Source organism: Exiguobacterium sp. s75 (assembly GCF_018617145.1).
Classification (GTDB): Bacteria; Bacillota; Bacilli; order Exiguobacteriales; family Exiguobacteriaceae; genus Exiguobacterium; species Exiguobacterium profundum.
This window is the reverse complement of the sequence record NZ_JACSJQ010000001.1, coordinates 1,091,516-1,107,100: the sequence shown is the minus strand read 5'-3', so window position 1 is coordinate 1,107,100 and position 15,585 is coordinate 1,091,516. Positions and strand designations below refer to the sequence as shown.

13 protein-coding genes and 2 tRNA genes are annotated in these 15,585 nt (G+C 45.6%); 13 read left to right on the top strand and 2 right to left on the bottom strand.

What is annotated here, in order from left to right:
* Positions 1 to 41 precede the first annotated feature (41 nt).
* Positions 42 to 1,163 carry a flavodoxin-dependent (E)-4-hydroxy-3-methylbut-2-enyl-diphosphate synthase gene (gene ispG, locus KNO68_RS05765; protein WP_012726622.1) on the bottom strand — a complete coding sequence of 374 codons (1,122 nt, stop codon included), beginning with the start codon at positions 1,161 to 1,163 and terminating at the stop codon, positions 42 to 44.
* Positions 1,164 to 1,375: 212 nt separating this feature from the next.
* On the opposite strand from ispG, the gene KNO68_RS05760 reads away from it, so the two are divergent.
* On the top strand, positions 1,376 to 3,076 hold the full coding sequence (locus KNO68_RS05760; RefSeq protein WP_215112203.1) for a methyl-accepting chemotaxis protein: 1,701 nt from the start codon (positions 1,376 to 1,378) through the stop codon (positions 3,074 to 3,076).
* Between the two features lie 13 nt (positions 3,077 to 3,089).
* Here the strand turns inward: KNO68_RS05760 and KNO68_RS05755 are convergent, their stop codons facing one another.
* The gene (locus KNO68_RS05755; protein WP_078147134.1) at positions 3,090 to 3,545 is read right to left on the bottom strand and encodes a hypothetical protein; all 456 of its coding nucleotides are present in this window, start codon (positions 3,543 to 3,545) and stop codon (positions 3,090 to 3,092) included.
* A gap of 180 nt (positions 3,546 to 3,725) precedes the next feature.
* On the opposite strand from KNO68_RS05755, the gene KNO68_RS05750 reads away from it, so the two are divergent.
* The 12 genes from KNO68_RS05750 to KNO68_RS05695 all read left to right on the top strand — a co-directional run bounded on the left by KNO68_RS05750 (position 3,726) and on the right by KNO68_RS05695 (position 15,576).
* On the top strand, positions 3,726 to 5,369 hold the full coding sequence (locus KNO68_RS05750; RefSeq protein WP_078147133.1) for a Na/Pi cotransporter family protein: 1,644 nt from the start codon (positions 3,726 to 3,728) through the stop codon (positions 5,367 to 5,369).
* A 105-nt stretch (positions 5,370 to 5,474) separates the two neighbouring features.
* Positions 5,475 to 5,548, top strand: a tRNA-Met gene (locus KNO68_RS05745).
* Between the two features lie 7 nt (positions 5,549 to 5,555).
* A tRNA-Ile gene (locus tag KNO68_RS05740) sits at positions 5,556 to 5,629 on the top strand.
* A 112-nt stretch (positions 5,630 to 5,741) separates the two neighbouring features.
* The gene (locus KNO68_RS05735) at positions 5,742 to 7,214 is read left to right on the top strand and encodes an alpha-amylase (protein WP_078147132.1); all 1,473 of its coding nucleotides are present in this window, start codon (positions 5,742 to 5,744) and stop codon (positions 7,212 to 7,214) included.
* An 84-nt stretch (positions 7,215 to 7,298) separates the two neighbouring features.
* Positions 7,299 to 7,907 (top strand): superoxide dismutase, encoded by a 609-nt coding sequence (locus KNO68_RS05730; protein WP_012726617.1) that lies wholly within the window; start codon positions 7,299 to 7,301, stop codon positions 7,905 to 7,907.
* Positions 7,908 to 8,064: 157 nt separating this feature from the next.
* Positions 8,065 to 10,128 carry a peptidoglycan D,D-transpeptidase FtsI family protein gene (locus KNO68_RS05725; protein ID WP_214735208.1) on the top strand — a complete coding sequence of 688 codons (2,064 nt, stop codon included), beginning with the start codon at positions 8,065 to 8,067 and terminating at the stop codon, positions 10,126 to 10,128.
* Between the two features lie 153 nt (positions 10,129 to 10,281).
* The gene (locus KNO68_RS05720; RefSeq protein WP_214735207.1) at positions 10,282 to 11,220 is read left to right on the top strand and encodes a PstS family phosphate ABC transporter substrate-binding protein; all 939 of its coding nucleotides are present in this window, start codon (positions 10,282 to 10,284) and stop codon (positions 11,218 to 11,220) included.
* Between the two features lie 83 nt (positions 11,221 to 11,303).
* Positions 11,304 to 12,248, top strand: coding sequence for a phosphate ABC transporter permease subunit PstC (pstC, locus tag KNO68_RS05715; protein WP_012726614.1), 945 nt, complete (start codon positions 11,304 to 11,306; stop codon positions 12,246 to 12,248).
* 1 nt (position 12,249) lies between these two features.
* Complete coding sequence (gene pstA, locus KNO68_RS05710) at positions 12,250 to 13,161, top strand: phosphate ABC transporter permease PstA (protein WP_214812957.1); 912 nt, start codon at positions 12,250 to 12,252, stop codon at positions 13,159 to 13,161.
* 110 nt (positions 13,162 to 13,271) lie between these two features.
* Positions 13,272 to 14,033 carry a phosphate ABC transporter ATP-binding protein PstB gene (pstB, locus tag KNO68_RS05705; protein ID WP_224862754.1) on the top strand — a complete coding sequence of 254 codons (762 nt, stop codon included), beginning with the start codon at positions 13,272 to 13,274 and terminating at the stop codon, positions 14,031 to 14,033.
* Positions 14,034 to 14,049: 16 nt separating this feature from the next.
* Positions 14,050 to 14,712 (top strand): phosphate signaling complex protein PhoU, encoded by a 663-nt coding sequence (gene phoU / locus KNO68_RS05700; RefSeq protein ID WP_012726611.1) that lies wholly within the window; start codon positions 14,050 to 14,052, stop codon positions 14,710 to 14,712.
* A gap of 114 nt (positions 14,713 to 14,826) precedes the next feature.
* Positions 14,827 to 15,576, top strand: coding sequence for a DUF4912 domain-containing protein (locus tag KNO68_RS05695; protein ID WP_214812943.1), 750 nt, complete (start codon positions 14,827 to 14,829; stop codon positions 15,574 to 15,576).
* Positions 15,577 to 15,585 lie beyond the last annotated feature (9 nt).

Sequence of the window (15,585 nt, the reverse complement as noted above, 5' to 3'; positions counted from 1 at the left end):
CAAAAACCCGTACGGTTGCAACCGTACGGGCATGAGATTCATTAATTTGATTGGTTTGCGAGCTCTTGTTCTTCGCGCTCACGTTCCGCCATTTTTTCAGCGGCAATCGCATCGATTTCTTTTTTCAATTCTTCGACCATCGTCGCCTCAGGCACTTTGCGGATAATCTTTCCGTGACGGAAGAGAAGTCCTTCGTTACGTGCGCCTGCGATTCCGATGTCTGCTTCACGAGCCTCACCTGGTCCGTTTACCGCACATCCGAGAACAGCGACTTTAATGTTGACGTTGATGTTTTGGATGTATTCTTCTACCTCTTTTGCAATCGAAATCAAATCAATTTCAATTCGTCCACATGTCGGACAAGAGATCAAAGTCGCGGCATTTGCCGCAAGTCCGAATGACTTGAGCACTTCTTTCGCAACTTTTACTTCTTCCACCGGGTCATCTGAAAGTGAAACTCGAACCGTTGAACCGATTCCAAGAGACAGAATCGCACCGAGTCCAGCAGCCGATTTGAGTGAACCGGAGAAGAGTGGACCTGACTCTGTGATTCCGACGTGAAGTGGGTAATCGAACGTCTTCGCAGCGAGTGTGTATGCTTCAAGAGCAAGGTTTACGTCTGAAGCTTTGAGCGAGATGATCGTGTTGTAGAAGCCGAGGTCCTCGAGAATCTTCACGTGGTGCATCGCGCTCTCGACCATACCTTGCGCGGTCGGATATCCATACTTTTCAAGGAATTGTTTTTCTAATGAACCGGCATTGACCCCGATTCGAATTGGAATCCCTTTTGCTTTCGCCGCGTTGACGACGGCCTCTACTTTCTCACGGCGGCCGATGTTACCCGGGTTGATCCGGATTTTATCGACGCCACTTTCGATGGCTTTTAAAGCAAGCTTGTAGTCGAAATGAATGTCGACGACGAGCGGGATGTTGATGCGGCTCTTAATTTCTGCAAGTGCGTCAGCTGCACGTTCGTCTGGACAAGCCACGCGAACGACTTGGCAACCAGCTTCCTCAAGACGTTTGATCTCGGCGACTGTCGCCTCGACGTCATGCGTTTTCGTAGTGGTCATAGATTGAATAATGACTTCGTTCGATCCTCCGATAATCAAGTTACCGACGCGGACCGGACGTGTTAATGAACGATGCAAAATTTCTGACATATACGTAATCTCCTTCTTTTGGAAAGAATCCAATCGATTTAAGATGATAGGGTTTCTTCATTATCATAACGAAAAGAATGTGAAAAAGCATCTAGGATGCGTGACGGATGTGTGCTCTTTACAAACTCTAACGCTATCTTAACATCTACTTCATAATTTTCCACCGTCTCAAGACCGATATATAGGCGAGATTAGAAAAAGAGGTGGCATCTGTGAAGTGGAACTTTAAACAAAATCCAGTCAAGTGGAAGAGACCGTTGCACGAGGCACGTCAGTATCCTAAATTGGCCAACCGACTCCAGTGGACGCTCATGCCAATTGTCTTACTCGTCTTCGTGCTCACATTCGGGTGGTTCGCAATCAAATCTGAGCAACTCTTGGCATCAGAAATCGAGCAACGGCTCATGCGAGAAGTCACTGTCATGCGAGAATCGATTAAAACGTCATATAGTGCCTACGTTGCGAATGAGAAACAGTTGGCACGCTCGCTGAAGTCAGCCTATATGCAACAGGCTTCAATCTTATCGGGGGATGAGTTTGATGCGGCACAATTTTTAGTGCGTGATCAAGCAATTGAACAGCTGACTGGGAAGGAAAGCATAGCGACAGAGAAATTGATCGGCAAGTTGTCGAACAGTTCTGAAGCGGAAGTGAAAGAAACTGAAACGTTATTAGTGGCTTCTGTCCCGATACCTGAACTAAAAGCGGATTACGTCCTTGTCGTTACGAAAGAATCAGTTTTGGGTCCGATGAGTTCGCTACGCCAACATATCGCCTTCATCGTATTGATTGCGATGGTTGGCGTGATGGTCCTCTTCACACGGTTGATTCACCGTGAAGTGAAACCACTCAGTGTGTTGGCTGATTCGTTACGAAGTGCCGTGGCATCACGCCGATTCGATGATGTCACACTTGGATCGAAGTCAAAAGAGATTCATATGTTAGAAACAGAGTTCAACGCGTTCATCACGCTTTGGAATCAATCGATGTCCATGATGGGAAAAACGGCAACGGCGTTCAATCAAAGCTTACCTGTCTTTAAACAAGAATTACGTAACAGTCACGAACAGGTGGAGCAGTTTCGGGAAGTGGCGGCTACGGTTGAATCGACGAGCTATTCATATCAATCGGTGACAAACGGCTCTACATCTAAAATGAAAGATGTGACGCGACAAATCGAAGCGCTTGAACAGCAAATCACGAGTGTGGACGAGCGAGGGAATCAATTGAAGTCTATTTTACATGAAGAACTTGAGACGTTCTCTTCTGTAAGAGACGTGAGTGATTACGTCGAGAAACAAGTGGAGTCGATTCAAAGACGACTTCTTGAGAGTGAGACGAATTCTTCGAAGGCAGATGTTGCGCTGAAAAGTATCTTATCCGTATCGGCGGCAACAAAGATGTTATCGTTAAACGCATCGATTGAAGCGGCACGAGCAGGAGAGCACGGCAAAGGATTTGCTGTCGTTGCCAGTGAAGTTGGGAATTTGGCGAAGATGACAAACGAATCGACGCTTTTAGCGGTCAGTGCCATCGAAGCATTAAACACAGAACGAACGGACCTGCTATCTGAAGTTAATGACTTCATTAAAGAAGTTCACCATTTAAAAGATGCCGTTAGTCGTGTCGAGTCAGGAATTGAAACCATCGATCGTGAGATAAAAGTACAGCTTGACGAATTTCAAGCGATTACGGTCCATACATCGAGTACGGGCCAGCAGCTGGTTCATTTAATGGAATCGAATGAACAATTGCGCGAAATCAGTTCATTGCTTGAACGAAAATTGATTGAATTGAATACAGGTGTCGATCGCTGGTCAGATGTTCAGCTTGCCCTTCAAGACGCGGGAACGAATCTTGGAGACCAAAGTGAAGCATTGAATCAGACGCTAAAGGAACTGTCACCAACATAAAATAACGTCGGGCTCAAGAGGCCCGACGTTGTTTTGGTTGTGGTACTTTTGTTAGCGGAAAACTGATATAGCCGAGACCGATTATAAAGCCGAGGGTCAGGAAATCGGGATTCAAATGATAGAAGATGACCAATAACAAGGTTGGGATGAGTGTCATCGCCACAGCATATGGCCAGGCTTGACGATAAGCCCATTTGTTCTTTGAATAGATTTTCGTAAACAGTTGGACATACAATGCCATGAGTGCAACCCAAATCAAATAGAAGAAGAAGATGGCGAAGCCGTGCAAGAATAGCCACATCGGGATGAAAAAGTCAGGACGAATCACGAAAAAGTCTAGTATGGTAATGACGAGAGTTAAGATGAATGTGGCGCCCATGTAGGCATGGAGCGGAGCTAGACGAAGTCGAAGTGCGCGTTTCGATGGGACTAGGCTCGTTTGAAGAAAAGTCAAAATGGTAGAGAGCATACTAAAAACTCCAATCTGTTATATTACAGTAAGCCGATAATCTAAAATAATGGTACAGTGTTTTAATAAAACTTTTACATTAAACGTGTTTACATGATACTGCCGATGAAGGCATAATGAGTAGGGCATTAAAAACCAAGCAAATCCAACCAATTCTTAATTAAAAGGAGTACAAAAATCGTGGAATACAATTTGCAAGAAATGTTATTCATGTTTTTTGGAGGTCTAGGGATCTTCCTCTTCGGGATCAAATCGATGGGAGACGGACTCCAAAAGTCTGCAGGGAATCGCCTGCGCGACATCCTTGATAAGTATACAACGAATCCATTCCTCGGTGTACTCGCCGGGATTATTGTGACAGTATTGATTCAATCATCTTCAGGTACAACCGTCATTACGGTCGGACTTGTTAGCGCCGGGTTCATGACACTCCGTCAAGCAATCGGGGTCATCATGGGGGCGAACATCGGTACGACGGTGACGGCGTTCATCATCGGATTCGATGTTGGTGCATATGCGCTTCCAATCATTGCAATCGGTGCAGTATTGTTGTTCTTCTTTAAAAAAGAAAAATTACAACACCTCGGTCAAATCTTCTTTGGCTTCGGGATGTTGTTCTATGGACTTGAATTGATGGGAAGTGGGATGAAACCACTTCGTTCAAGCGAATATTTCATCGACTTGACGCAATCAATGAGTGACAATCCGTTCCTCGGTGTCATCGTTGGTACAGTATTTACCGTGATTGTTCAATCATCGTCTGCGACGATCGGAATCTTGCAAGAACTATATGCTGGTGGTTCCATCGATTTAGGTGCTGCTTTACCGGTATTGTTCGGTGATAACATCGGAACAACGATCACGGCGATTTTGGCATCGATTGGTGCATCAGTTGCCGCACGTCGTGCAGCAGCGGCACACGTCATCTTTAACTTGATTGGTACGACAATCTTTATGATCTTGTTAGTTCCGTTCACAAACTATATCTATTGGATCACAGATCTCTTAGCAATCGAAGATAAGATGCAAATTGCATTCGCACACGGTACGTTTAACGTCGTCAACACATTGATCCAGTTCTGGTTCATCGGAACGATTGCTTGGATTGTGACGAAATTGGTCCCAGGTGAAGACTCAATCGTTGATACGAAAGCACAACATTTAGATCCGATCTTCATTCAACAGTCGCCTTCGATTGCAGTCGAGCAAGCGAAATATGAAGTCATCCGTATGGGAGATTTCGCAAAACTTGGTCTTGATGAAGCACGCAACTATTTGACGACTGGCGACAAGAAGCACGCTGAAAAGTCGGCACATATCGAAGAGGCATTGAACTCGTTGAATGCGAAGATTACAGATTACCTCGTGAAGTTGGCTGCCGTTGATTTGACGGAACAAGAGTCACAGGAGCACAAAACGCTCATGCATGCCATCAACGATATCGAGCGAATCGGTGATCACGTTGAGAACATCATTGAGTTGATTGATTATAAGACAGCTACGAAAGTGACACTTTCGGCAGATGCACAAAAAGAATTGACTGAAATGTACGACCTCACACGTGCAACGTTAGAGAAATCTCTTCAGACGTTGGCGAGCGGCGACATGGTTGAAGCACGTAAAGTCATTGAAATGGAAGCGAAACTCGACATGCTCGAGCGTCAATTCCGTAAGAACCACGTCGTTCGTTTGAACACAGGTGCTTGTGATGGGCAAGCAGGTATGTTCTTTGTTGATATGCTCTCGAACTTGGAGCGAATCGGTGACCATGCCATGAACATCACGGAAATCACACTCGAAGATGCAAACGAAGTAACCGTATAAATCAGGAGCACTCCAAATGAAATTTGGGGTGCTTTTCTTATTTGGCAAGGAATACTCCTTGACACTCTAGGACATATTCAGTATATTATTACTGTATAACAACATGGCGGTGTAGCTCAGCTGGCTAGAGCGTACGGTTCATACCCGTGAGGTCGTGGGTTCGACTCCCTCCGCCGCTATTTATAAGGACCCTTAGCTCAGCTGGTTAGAGCAGACGGCTCATAACCGTCCGGTCGTAGGTTCAAGTCCTACAGGGTCCATTCGTAAGCGACGTCACATTGTGAACGTCGCTTTTTGTTTTCAATTTAAAATTGCTGGGTAAATACTCGTTAGCATTTTGTTTTTTGAAAAATATGAAATGAGGCGGACAAAATGGAACGAAACCACACCATGATGCAATTTTTTGAATGGCATGTCGAGGCAGATCAAAAGCATTGGAAGCGACTAAAAGAGAGAGCAGCCGACTTAAATAAAGCAGGAATCACTGCGCTATGGCTACCACCTGTCACAAAAGGGCAAAGTGATCAAGATACCGGTTATGGAATCTATGACTTATATGATTTGGGCGAGTTCGATCAAAAAGGGTCCATTGCCACAAAATATGGAACGAAAAAAGAACTACTTGAAGCAACGACCTATTGTCAACAAGAACTTGGGATGCAGATTTATATGGATGTCGTCATGAATCATAAAGCCGGGGCGGATGCGACCGAGAAGTTTGAAGTGTTAGAAGTCGATCCCGACGACCGTACGAAAGTCCTCTCGGATGAAGCGTTTGAAATCGAAGGGTGGACAAAATTTGATTATGAAGCTCGTGATGGGAAATATTCTTCATTTAAATGGGACTTCACACATTTTAACGGAACGGATTATGATGCGGCGACTGATCGTTCCGGTATTTTCTTTATCGTTGGAGAAAACAAAAGATGGAACGATAACGTCGATGATGAATTCGGTGTCTATGACTATTTAATGTTTGCGAACATCGACTACCACCATCCCGATGTGCGCGAAGAAGTGTTGAATTGGGGGAAATGGTTCATCGAAGAGACGAAATGTGATGGATTCCGTCTTGACGCCATTAAACACATCAACTATGACTTTGTAAAAGAGTTCAGTCAGACGATGCGGGAAGAGAAAGGTGACCAATTCTATTTTGTCGGCGAGTTTTGGAAATCTGACCTTGATGCCTGTCGTGAATTTCTCGATAACATCGATTACCATGTCGATTTATTCGATGTCCCACTCCATTACAAATTACATCAAGCCTCAGAGGAAGGGGCCGCGTTTGACATGCGAACCATTTTTGATGATACGCTCGTTCAGTCACACCCGCTTCATTCCGTGACGTTCGTAGATAATCACGATTCACAACCCGAGGAGGCGCTTGAGTCATGGGTGAAAGATTGGTTCAAGCAAATCGCCTATGGTCTTGTCTTACTTCGTAAAGATGGTTATCCATGTGTCTTCTATGGCGATTACTACGGTATAGACGGTCCTCACCCGACTGATGGGATGAAGCTCGCCATTGATACGCTTCTGTATGCACGCCGAGAGAAAGCGTACGGGGAGCAGGATGATTACTTTGATGATGCAAACGTCATCGGGTGGGTACGAAAAGGTGTGGAGGAAATCGAACGTTCCGGATGTGCCGTCCTCATTTCAACTTCTGATGAATCTCAAAAGAGAATGTTTGTCGGGGAAGAACGTGCCGGTGAAACATGGGTCGATTTAACGAATACATTGAATGATCGAATTGAGATTGATGAAGAAGGATTTGGGGTATTTAAAGTGTCGGCGGGGTCGATTTCAGTTTGGGCATTGCCAGAAGAAGATGTTGAATAAAGCATTACAATTGAGTCGACCGTCACATATCTGTTACATTTAAGACGAACGTTGTTCAAAACACTTTTAAGGGGGATTTTAGTAATGGCTAAATTTGAATTACCACAACTTGATTACGCATATGATGCACTCGAACCACACATTGATGCACGCACGATGGAAATCCACCACACGAAACACCACAACACTTACGTCACGAACGTAAACAATGCACTCGAAGGAAAAGATGTGGAGTACTCTTCACTCGAAGACTTGCTTCAAAAAATCGATTCGCTTCCTGCTGACATTCAAACAGCTGTCCGCAACAACGGTGGCGGTCATTGGAACCACTCGTTCTTCTGGAAGCTCTTGAAGAAAAATGAGAACGGTACTCCGTCTGGCGACCTCGCTGCTGCAATCGATGAGTCGTTCGGTAGCTTCGATGGGTTTAAAGACGAATTCACGAAAGCTGCAACAACTCGCTTCGGTTCAGGCTGGGCTTGGCTCGTTGTGAAAAATGGTAAACTCGAAGTCACGTCTACTCCAAACCAAGACTCACCAATCATGGAAGGTGTTACACCGATCCTCGGTCTTGATGTGTGGGAGCATGCTTACTACTTGAACTACCAAAACCGTCGTCCTGACTATATCAACGCATTCTTCCATGTCATCGATTGGGATTATGTGGCGACATTGTACGCTGACGCAAAATAAGTTTGTCTTACCCGAGGTTCTGATATGAATCTCGGGTTTTTTTATGGTTTTCATTAATTTGTAAACAAATTATGATATAGTGAAAATCGGACAAAACGACAGGGATTCCTGTCCTCTATAATATAGAAGGAAATGAACGTGGAGGGAGTAAACGGACTTGGCAAAAAATCGGGTAAAAGTGCCGAAAAAACGGCGAAACCACTTACCGTTACGCTTAAATTTACTATTTTTCATCGTCTTCATTCTATTTGCGACCCTCATTTTTCGATTGGGTGTCGTACAAATCGTGAATGGGGAACGGATTGCTCGGGAAGTACAGAAAACGGAGTCGAGTAAAATCAAATATGAAGTGCCGCGAGGTAAAATCTACGACCGGAACGGTCAAGTGCTGGCGGATACGATTTCAAACTACTCGGTCATGTATCGCCGCTCTCAAGTGACAAAGACGGATGAACGTTTAGACGTCGCGAAAAAATTGGCGGAAATCGTCGACATTCCGAAACAAGACCGTAAAATGACGGAGCGAGACCGAAAGGATTATTGGATTGCAACGAATCCGGAATTGGCGCAAGAACGGACTCAAGCGTTATTGGAAGAATTATCGGAAGAGGAGCGAGCCGCATTGTCTAACCAAGACGTGGACCGGCTTTTACTTGATTCAATCACCGAAGAAGAGATCACGTTTGATGATGCGACAGAAGAAATCATCGCCATTAAACACAATATGGAGAGTGGCTATGCACTCGACCCACAGGTCATCAAAATCGGTGCAAGCCCGAAAGAGATGGCGGTCATCGAAGAGAACTTAGAGCAGTTGCCTGGAGTGAGTGTCGAACCTTACTATCAACGGGATTATCCTTATGATGAGACGTTCAAGAGTTTCCTAGGAAGTTATCGTCAAATTCCGGCGGAACAACGTGCATCTTATCAGGCGAAGGGTTACGGGTTGAACGACCGGGTTGGTACCTCCTACTTGGAACAACAGTATGAAAACGTCCTTCGGGGAACGCCGGCCTATGATGTGTTCACCACGTACAAAGGGGAACCGGTCGGTGAACCGACACGAGTGAGTGGGAATCCAGGGAAAGATATCGTCTTATCGACCGACATCGAGTTCCAAAAAGAAGTCGATGAAATCTTGAAAAAGGCGATTCGCGCAGGACGCTCTGGAAGTCCTCATTTCGACCGAGCGTTTGCGGTCGTCATGAATCCGCAAACGGGTGAATTGCTCGCCTTATCTGGACAAGAACTCGATTTGGAAACGAACGAATTCAAAGATGTGTCGACCGGTACGGTGCTTCGTGCCAGCCAAATCGGATCAACCATCAAAGGGGCGACGGTCGCCTATGGATTCGAAGAAGGCGTCGTGAAACCGGGAGAGTATATTTATGATGCTCCGATTCGGATTGGTTCGTCAGTGAAAGCTTCCTACCGGAATATGGGGAGCATCAACGACTTAGATGCACTCGCGATGTCATCGAATATCTATATGTTCCAAATTGCTTTGCGTCTGGCTGATTATTACTCGACAGGTCAAATTGTCGGGGAAAATGTCACGCAGGCGTTTGAAACGATGGAACACTACTATAAACAATTCGGTCTCGGAATCGAGACAGGAATTGACTTGCCGTTCGAGTCGACCGGATTCCGGAGTATCCCGGACCGTGTCACACTTCTGATGGATATGTCGATTGGACAGTATATTTCTTATACTCCGATTCAATTGGCGCAATATACGTCAGCATTGGCGAACGGTGGCTATCGTGTACAACCACACTTGCTGAAAGAAATCATTGAGCCGGGTTCGCTTGATGAGAACAACAAGCAAGTCGTGAGCACGTTCCAACCGAATGCGTTGAATAAAGTCGATATCCAGGATGAATACATCCAACGGGTCCGTGAAGGATATCGTCAAGGGGTTGAATCTTCTTCCGGTTCGTCTCGCATTCTACAGGAAACCGGTATGACGGCTGCAGGTAAAACCGGAACTGCTCAAGCGATTGCAGAAGGCCCAGACGGTCAGGCGAAACGAAATGCGAACGGAGAACCGATTAAGACATTGAACTCAAACCATGTCGGTTGGGCACCGTTCGATGATCCGGAAATCGCTTGGGCGATCATCATGCCTGGACTTGAGGCGGAAGGAATCAATACGCGTGTCGCGCACGATATCATGAAAGCTTACTTTAATCTAGAAGATGTCAATGCAATGCTTCAGTAAAAGAAGTCACTTCGGTGACTTCTTTTTTTGTCTTTACAATTCTTTTACGTTCCGTTTATTTCTCGTTAATAGAAGTTCATTAGGATATTAATTGTAGGACAGAACAACAAATCCACAACAAAAATCAAAGCAAACTCAAGGAGGACGTCACAAATGTCTTGGATGAAAAAATCAGCTTTACTCGCTTCAATCACTTCAGTCGCACTCGTAGGTGCTGCTTGTGGGAACAATGAAGAAGGTGGCGCTGCTGAAGGCGGCGATGCGCTCTCAGGAAAAGTCGTCATGGACGGATCATCAACTGTATTCCCAATCATGGAAGCAGTCGCAGAAGAATTTTCAGCTGAACAACCAGAAGTTGAAGTGACAGTCGGTGTCTCTGGTACGGGTGGTGGCTTCAAACGTTTCGTGACGGGAGAGACAGACTTCTCGAACGCATCACGTGAAATCAAAGAAGAAGAAGCAGCCGAAGCTGAGAAAAACGGTGTGGAATTCACGCAACTCTCGGTTGCACTTGATGGACTTTCGCTTGTTGTTAACCCAGCGAACGATTGGGCACAAGATATCACGATTGAAGAATTGAATAAGATGTGGACGGACACAAGCATCAAGACATGGAAAGACGTTCGTTCAGACTGGCCAGATGAGGAGATTTCATTCTTCGCACCAGGTAAAGACTCAGGTACATTTGACTTCTTCAATGAAGCCGTCCTTGACGATACGGACATTCGTGAAGACGCACAATTGTCAGAGGATGACAACGTCCTCGTCACGGGTGTATCTGGAACGGAAGGTGCAATCGGATTCTTCGGATATGCATACTACATCGAAAACAAAGACACGCTTCGTGCCATGGCAGTCGAGGGTGTAGAGCCAACTCCAGAAACAATCAATGACCTTTCTTATCCACTCTCACGTGAAATCTACACGTACGTCAACAACGCTTCATTGAAAGACAAAGAGCAAGTTGCAGAATTCGCACGCTTCATGAACGAAAACGCAGGTGCGCTCTCTGAAGAAGTGGGATATGTCGGTATGGAACAAGCGCGTTACGACGAAAACATGAAGATGATCGACGAAATCGCTGGAGAATAAGATGATAGGTGGCAGAAGGTGAGACACGGTCTCGCCTTCTCGCCATGCTTTCTAGTATGAAGAGGTAGGGAGCGATACACGAGATGAATGAACCGAACAATAAGCTTTCGATTCGAGAGATGATTCAACAAAATAAACAAAAGAAATATAGTACGACGAACGTGTTTGATAAAATCATGCCGTTCTTATTATTCTTGAGCGCATTCGTATCGGTCGTCACGACCATTGGTATTGCGTTCACACTAGGCTTTGAGCTATTCAAGTTCTTTGAACGAGTCCCTGTCGCAGAATTTTTAGGATCGACAGAATGGTACCCGCTTAGTGCAGATCAGCGCTTCGGGGTATGGGCACTTGTCATGGGAACACTCCAAATTACTGTGATTGCGATGATTGTAGCCGTCCCACTCGGTTTGGCGTCTGCGATTTATTTAAGTGAATACGCCTCTGAACGGGCACGACGTGTGTTGAAACCAATTCTAGAAGTGTTGGCCGGTGTGCCGACGATCGTATTCGGTTTCTTCGCCTTGTCATTCATTACACCGATTCTGCAAGCACTCATCCCAGGACTTCAAATTTACAATGCACTAAGCCCAGGGATTGTCGTCGGGATTATGATTATTCCGATGATTGCCTCGATTTCTGAGGATGCAATGAGTGCTGTTCCGAAGAAAATTCGGGACGGTGCACTCGGTTTAGGTGCGACACGTCTTGAGGTTGCAACGAAAGTTGTCATGCCTGCTGCGACGTCTGGAATCATCGCCTCTATCGTTCTCGGAATGAGCCGTGCGATTGGGGAGACGATGATTGTAACCATTGCTGGTGGTTCACAGCCGAATTTCGAGTTCAACCCGCTCAATGCGATTCAGACGATGACAGCGTATATCGTTCAAATCGCTAAAGGTGATGCAGGTTACGGCACAATCGAATATTACAGTATCTATGCGGTCGGTGCGTTGTTGTTCGTCTTTACCTTATTGATGAACCTATTCGCAAACTGGGTGACGCGCCGCTTCAGAGAGGAGTACTAATATGGCTTTACCGAACAGTGAGTTCAAGAATACGAAGAACTTGATGAATCGTGAGACCGTGTCTCAACGAATTAAACGACGTTTACAATTGAATGAAATATTTAAGTACATCTTTTTGGCGGGACTTGTCTTTGCGCTCGTTGTCTTATCGACGTTGATTTATGACATCGTGTCAAAGGGCGCAGGATGGGTCGACCTTGATTTCTTGCGCAACTTCCCGTCGCGCCGTCCTGAACAGGCTGGATTATATCCTGCGTTGATTGGATCGTTATGGCTCATGCTCTTGATCGTACCGATGGTGTTTGTCATCGGTGTTGGAGCGGCAATTTACTTGGAAGAATACGCTCCGAAAAATCGCATGACTTCGTTTATTGAAGTCAACATTTCGAACTTGGCAGGCGTTCCGTCAATCGTATTCGGATTACTTGGATTGACGATTTTCGTTCGAGTCATGGAATTAGGGAACTCGGTTATGGCTGGCGCCTTGACGCTCGGTCTTATGAGTTTGCCGATTGTCATCGTGGCCTCACAGGAAGCGCTACGAGCAGTCAAAATGGAATTACGACACGCTTCGCTAGCACTCGGGGCATCTAAGTGGCAGACAACATTTAACGTCGTGTTACCTTCGGCGTTACCAGGAATTATCACGGGAATTATCCTAGCGGTTTCCCGTGCGATTGGTGAAACGGCTCCACTCATCATGGTCGGAGCGGCAACATTCATTTCAACAACACCGAGTAACATTTTCTCTGACTTCACGGCCCTCCCGATTCAGATTTACAACTGGACGAGCCGACCACAACCAGAGTTCCAAAACTTAGCGGCAGCAGGGATCATCGTACTTATGACGATGCTCATCGCGATGAACTCGGTTGCAATCTATATTCGAAACAAATATACAAATCGACACTAAGTCTTTTTTGCAGATGAATGAGGAGGAAGCTCGAGATGATGAAACAACAAGAGCTCAACAAAGGAGATCAAAACGTGAACACAACTACGACAGAACCGACAACGACTGAGATGAAAAAAGATAGCGCCTATGTCGTCAACAATTTGAACTTGTGGTACGGAGAAGACCAGGCTTTGATTGACGTCAACCTCGATATTAAAAAGAATGAAGTCACGGCGATCATCGGACCATCTGGGTGCGGAAAATCAACGTTCATCAAGACGTTAAATCGGATGGTCGAACTCGTGCCATCGGTTCGGACGAACGGTGAAATTTTATACCATGGTCGTAACATCTTCGATCGCGGATACAAGGTGGAAGATTTGCGTACCTCGGTCGGGATGGTATTCCAACAACCGAACCCATTCCCAAAATCGGTCTATGACAATGTAGCATATGGACCGCGGACGCACGGAATCAAAAATAAAAAAGTACTCGATGAAATTGTCGAGCGTTCATTACGTGGTGCGGCAATCTGGGATGAAGTAAAAGATCGATTGAATGAGAATGCTTACGGTCTCTCAGGTGGACAACAACAACGTCTCTGTATCGCGCGTACGTTAGCGATCGAGCCGGATGTCATCTTAATGGACGAACCGACGTCTGCCCTTGACCCGATCTCTACACTAAAAGTGGAAGAATTGGTACAAGAGTTGAAAGAACAGTATTCAATCATCATCGTGACACATAACATGCAACAAGCTGCCCGTGTTTCGGATAAAACAGCATTCTTCTTAAATGGAGAAGTTGTCGAGTTCGATGTTACAGATAAGATTTTCTCGAATCCATCTGACAAACGGACGGAAGACTATATTTCTGGCCGTTTCGGTTAAGGAGGAGACTGGATTGATGGCACAAAACCGCACATTTTTTGATACGAAATTGACTGAATTAGAAGATAAAGTTGTACGATTGGCAAACTTGACGATGCGCCAAACGGCGACGGCAATCGAAGTGTTGGAAAAACATGATCTCGAATTGGCTAAAACCGTGATTGATAACGACAACGAGTTAGATGAGTTGGAGTTGACAATCAACGATGAAGCGATCCTGTTGATTGCAAAACAGCAGCCAGTCGCGACTGACTTGCGACGTCTGATTGTGACGATGAAATCAGCGACAGACCTAGAGCGTATTGCGGACTATGCGACAAATATCGCAAAAGCGGTGACACGAATCGAGCACGTTCCCTATGTTCTCGACATTCAACCGCTCAAGAAGATGGCTGAGCAGTTGATTGACATGCTTGAACTGGCGACACGTGCCTATCGCAAAGGTGAAGTGAGCCGTGTTCGTGAACTCAATGAGATGGACCGCGTGATTGATGACATCAATCTAACGGTGATTAAACAATATATCGGTTCTCTTCCGGCCATGACGGTTGGGACGAACGATGTATACGAATTCTCGAACATTGCTCGATACCTCGAACGGATGGGCGATCATGTGACGAACTTCGGAGAACATTTAATTTTCCTCGAAAAAGGGAAACATTATGATTTGAATCAATAAGATTAGTGGTAAAGAACAACAGTGCTGTTGTTCTTTATTTTTTTGGGCAGGAATACAAACTCAAGGAGCGAATAATAGTCTACATGGATTTTACATGAAGGGAGCCATATAGAGATGGAAGAGAAAATCGTATCCTTGAAACAACAAGGTCTTACGTTAAAACAGATTGCGGCAGAATTAGACGTCCCGATTGGCAAAGTCCAATACGCATGGCGTAAATGGAGAAATCAGCAACAGGAAGTGGAGGCGGTTGCCCCTGTGAAAAAAAAGCGTGAAACGAAGAAAGCAAAGACGTCGGTGACGACCTCACGCAAACAAGTGGCATCAGCGAAAGAGACGGCCAACGTGTCGACTTCTCCACTTCTTGAAAAGGGTCCGGAAGGATACTGGAAGCTACCCGATCGGTACAACGTGGACTTTATGCATGCGGTCGTACAGTCTCCAAACGCAGTGTATGTATGCTGGGAAGTATCTGATCTCGTGAAAGAAACGTTAGCGCTTCAATTTATGCGACGCTGGGAAGAATTGCCGAAGGCGTTTCGCATCCTTGATGTTACGTTACTTGATTACAATAGCGGTCACGCAAACCGCTCCTATACATTCGATCTTCCTGAAATGACGAACAGCTGGTTCGTTCGCCCTCTCGACCCGAATACGACATATGTGTTTGAATTTGGGATTCGGACGATGGAAGGGGAGTTTCTCCCAATTGTCGCATCAAATCCGCTTGATACGCCGCGGGCAGAACCAGTAGGAGTCGGACGATTCGCAGAACCGGTCCGACGTTGGCAATACGGGGAAGTTGATTCTCCAGAACTACTTGATACGTTACCTAAATATGCAGCATACCGACTCGTGCGTTAAGGAGGACTT

Coding starts and splice junctions, on each gene's coding strand:
- ispG (WP_012726622.1), bottom strand. CDS start 1,163: ATGTCAGAAATTTTGCATCGTTCATTAACACGTCCGGTCCGCGTCGGT.
- KNO68_RS05755 (WP_078147134.1), bottom strand. CDS start 3,545: ATGCTCTCTACCATTTTGACTTTTCTTCAAACGAGCCTAGTCCCATCG.
- KNO68_RS05735 (WP_078147132.1), top strand. CDS start 5,742: ATGGAACGAAACCACACCATGATGCAATTTTTTGAATGGCATGTCGAG.
- KNO68_RS05730 (WP_012726617.1), top strand. CDS start 7,299: ATGGCTAAATTTGAATTACCACAACTTGATTACGCATATGATGCACTC.
- KNO68_RS05720 (WP_214735207.1), top strand. CDS start 10,282: ATGTCTTGGATGAAAAAATCAGCTTTACTCGCTTCAATCACTTCAGTC.
- pstC (WP_012726614.1), top strand. CDS start 11,304: ATGAATGAACCGAACAATAAGCTTTCGATTCGAGAGATGATTCAACAA.
- pstA (WP_214812957.1), top strand. CDS start 12,250: ATGGCTTTACCGAACAGTGAGTTCAAGAATACGAAGAACTTGATGAAT.
- pstB (WP_224862754.1), top strand. CDS start 13,272: ATGAAAAAAGATAGCGCCTATGTCGTCAACAATTTGAACTTGTGGTAC.
- phoU (WP_012726611.1), top strand. CDS start 14,050: ATGGCACAAAACCGCACATTTTTTGATACGAAATTGACTGAATTAGAA.
- KNO68_RS05695 (WP_214812943.1), top strand. CDS start 14,827: ATGGAAGAGAAAATCGTATCCTTGAAACAACAAGGTCTTACGTTAAAA.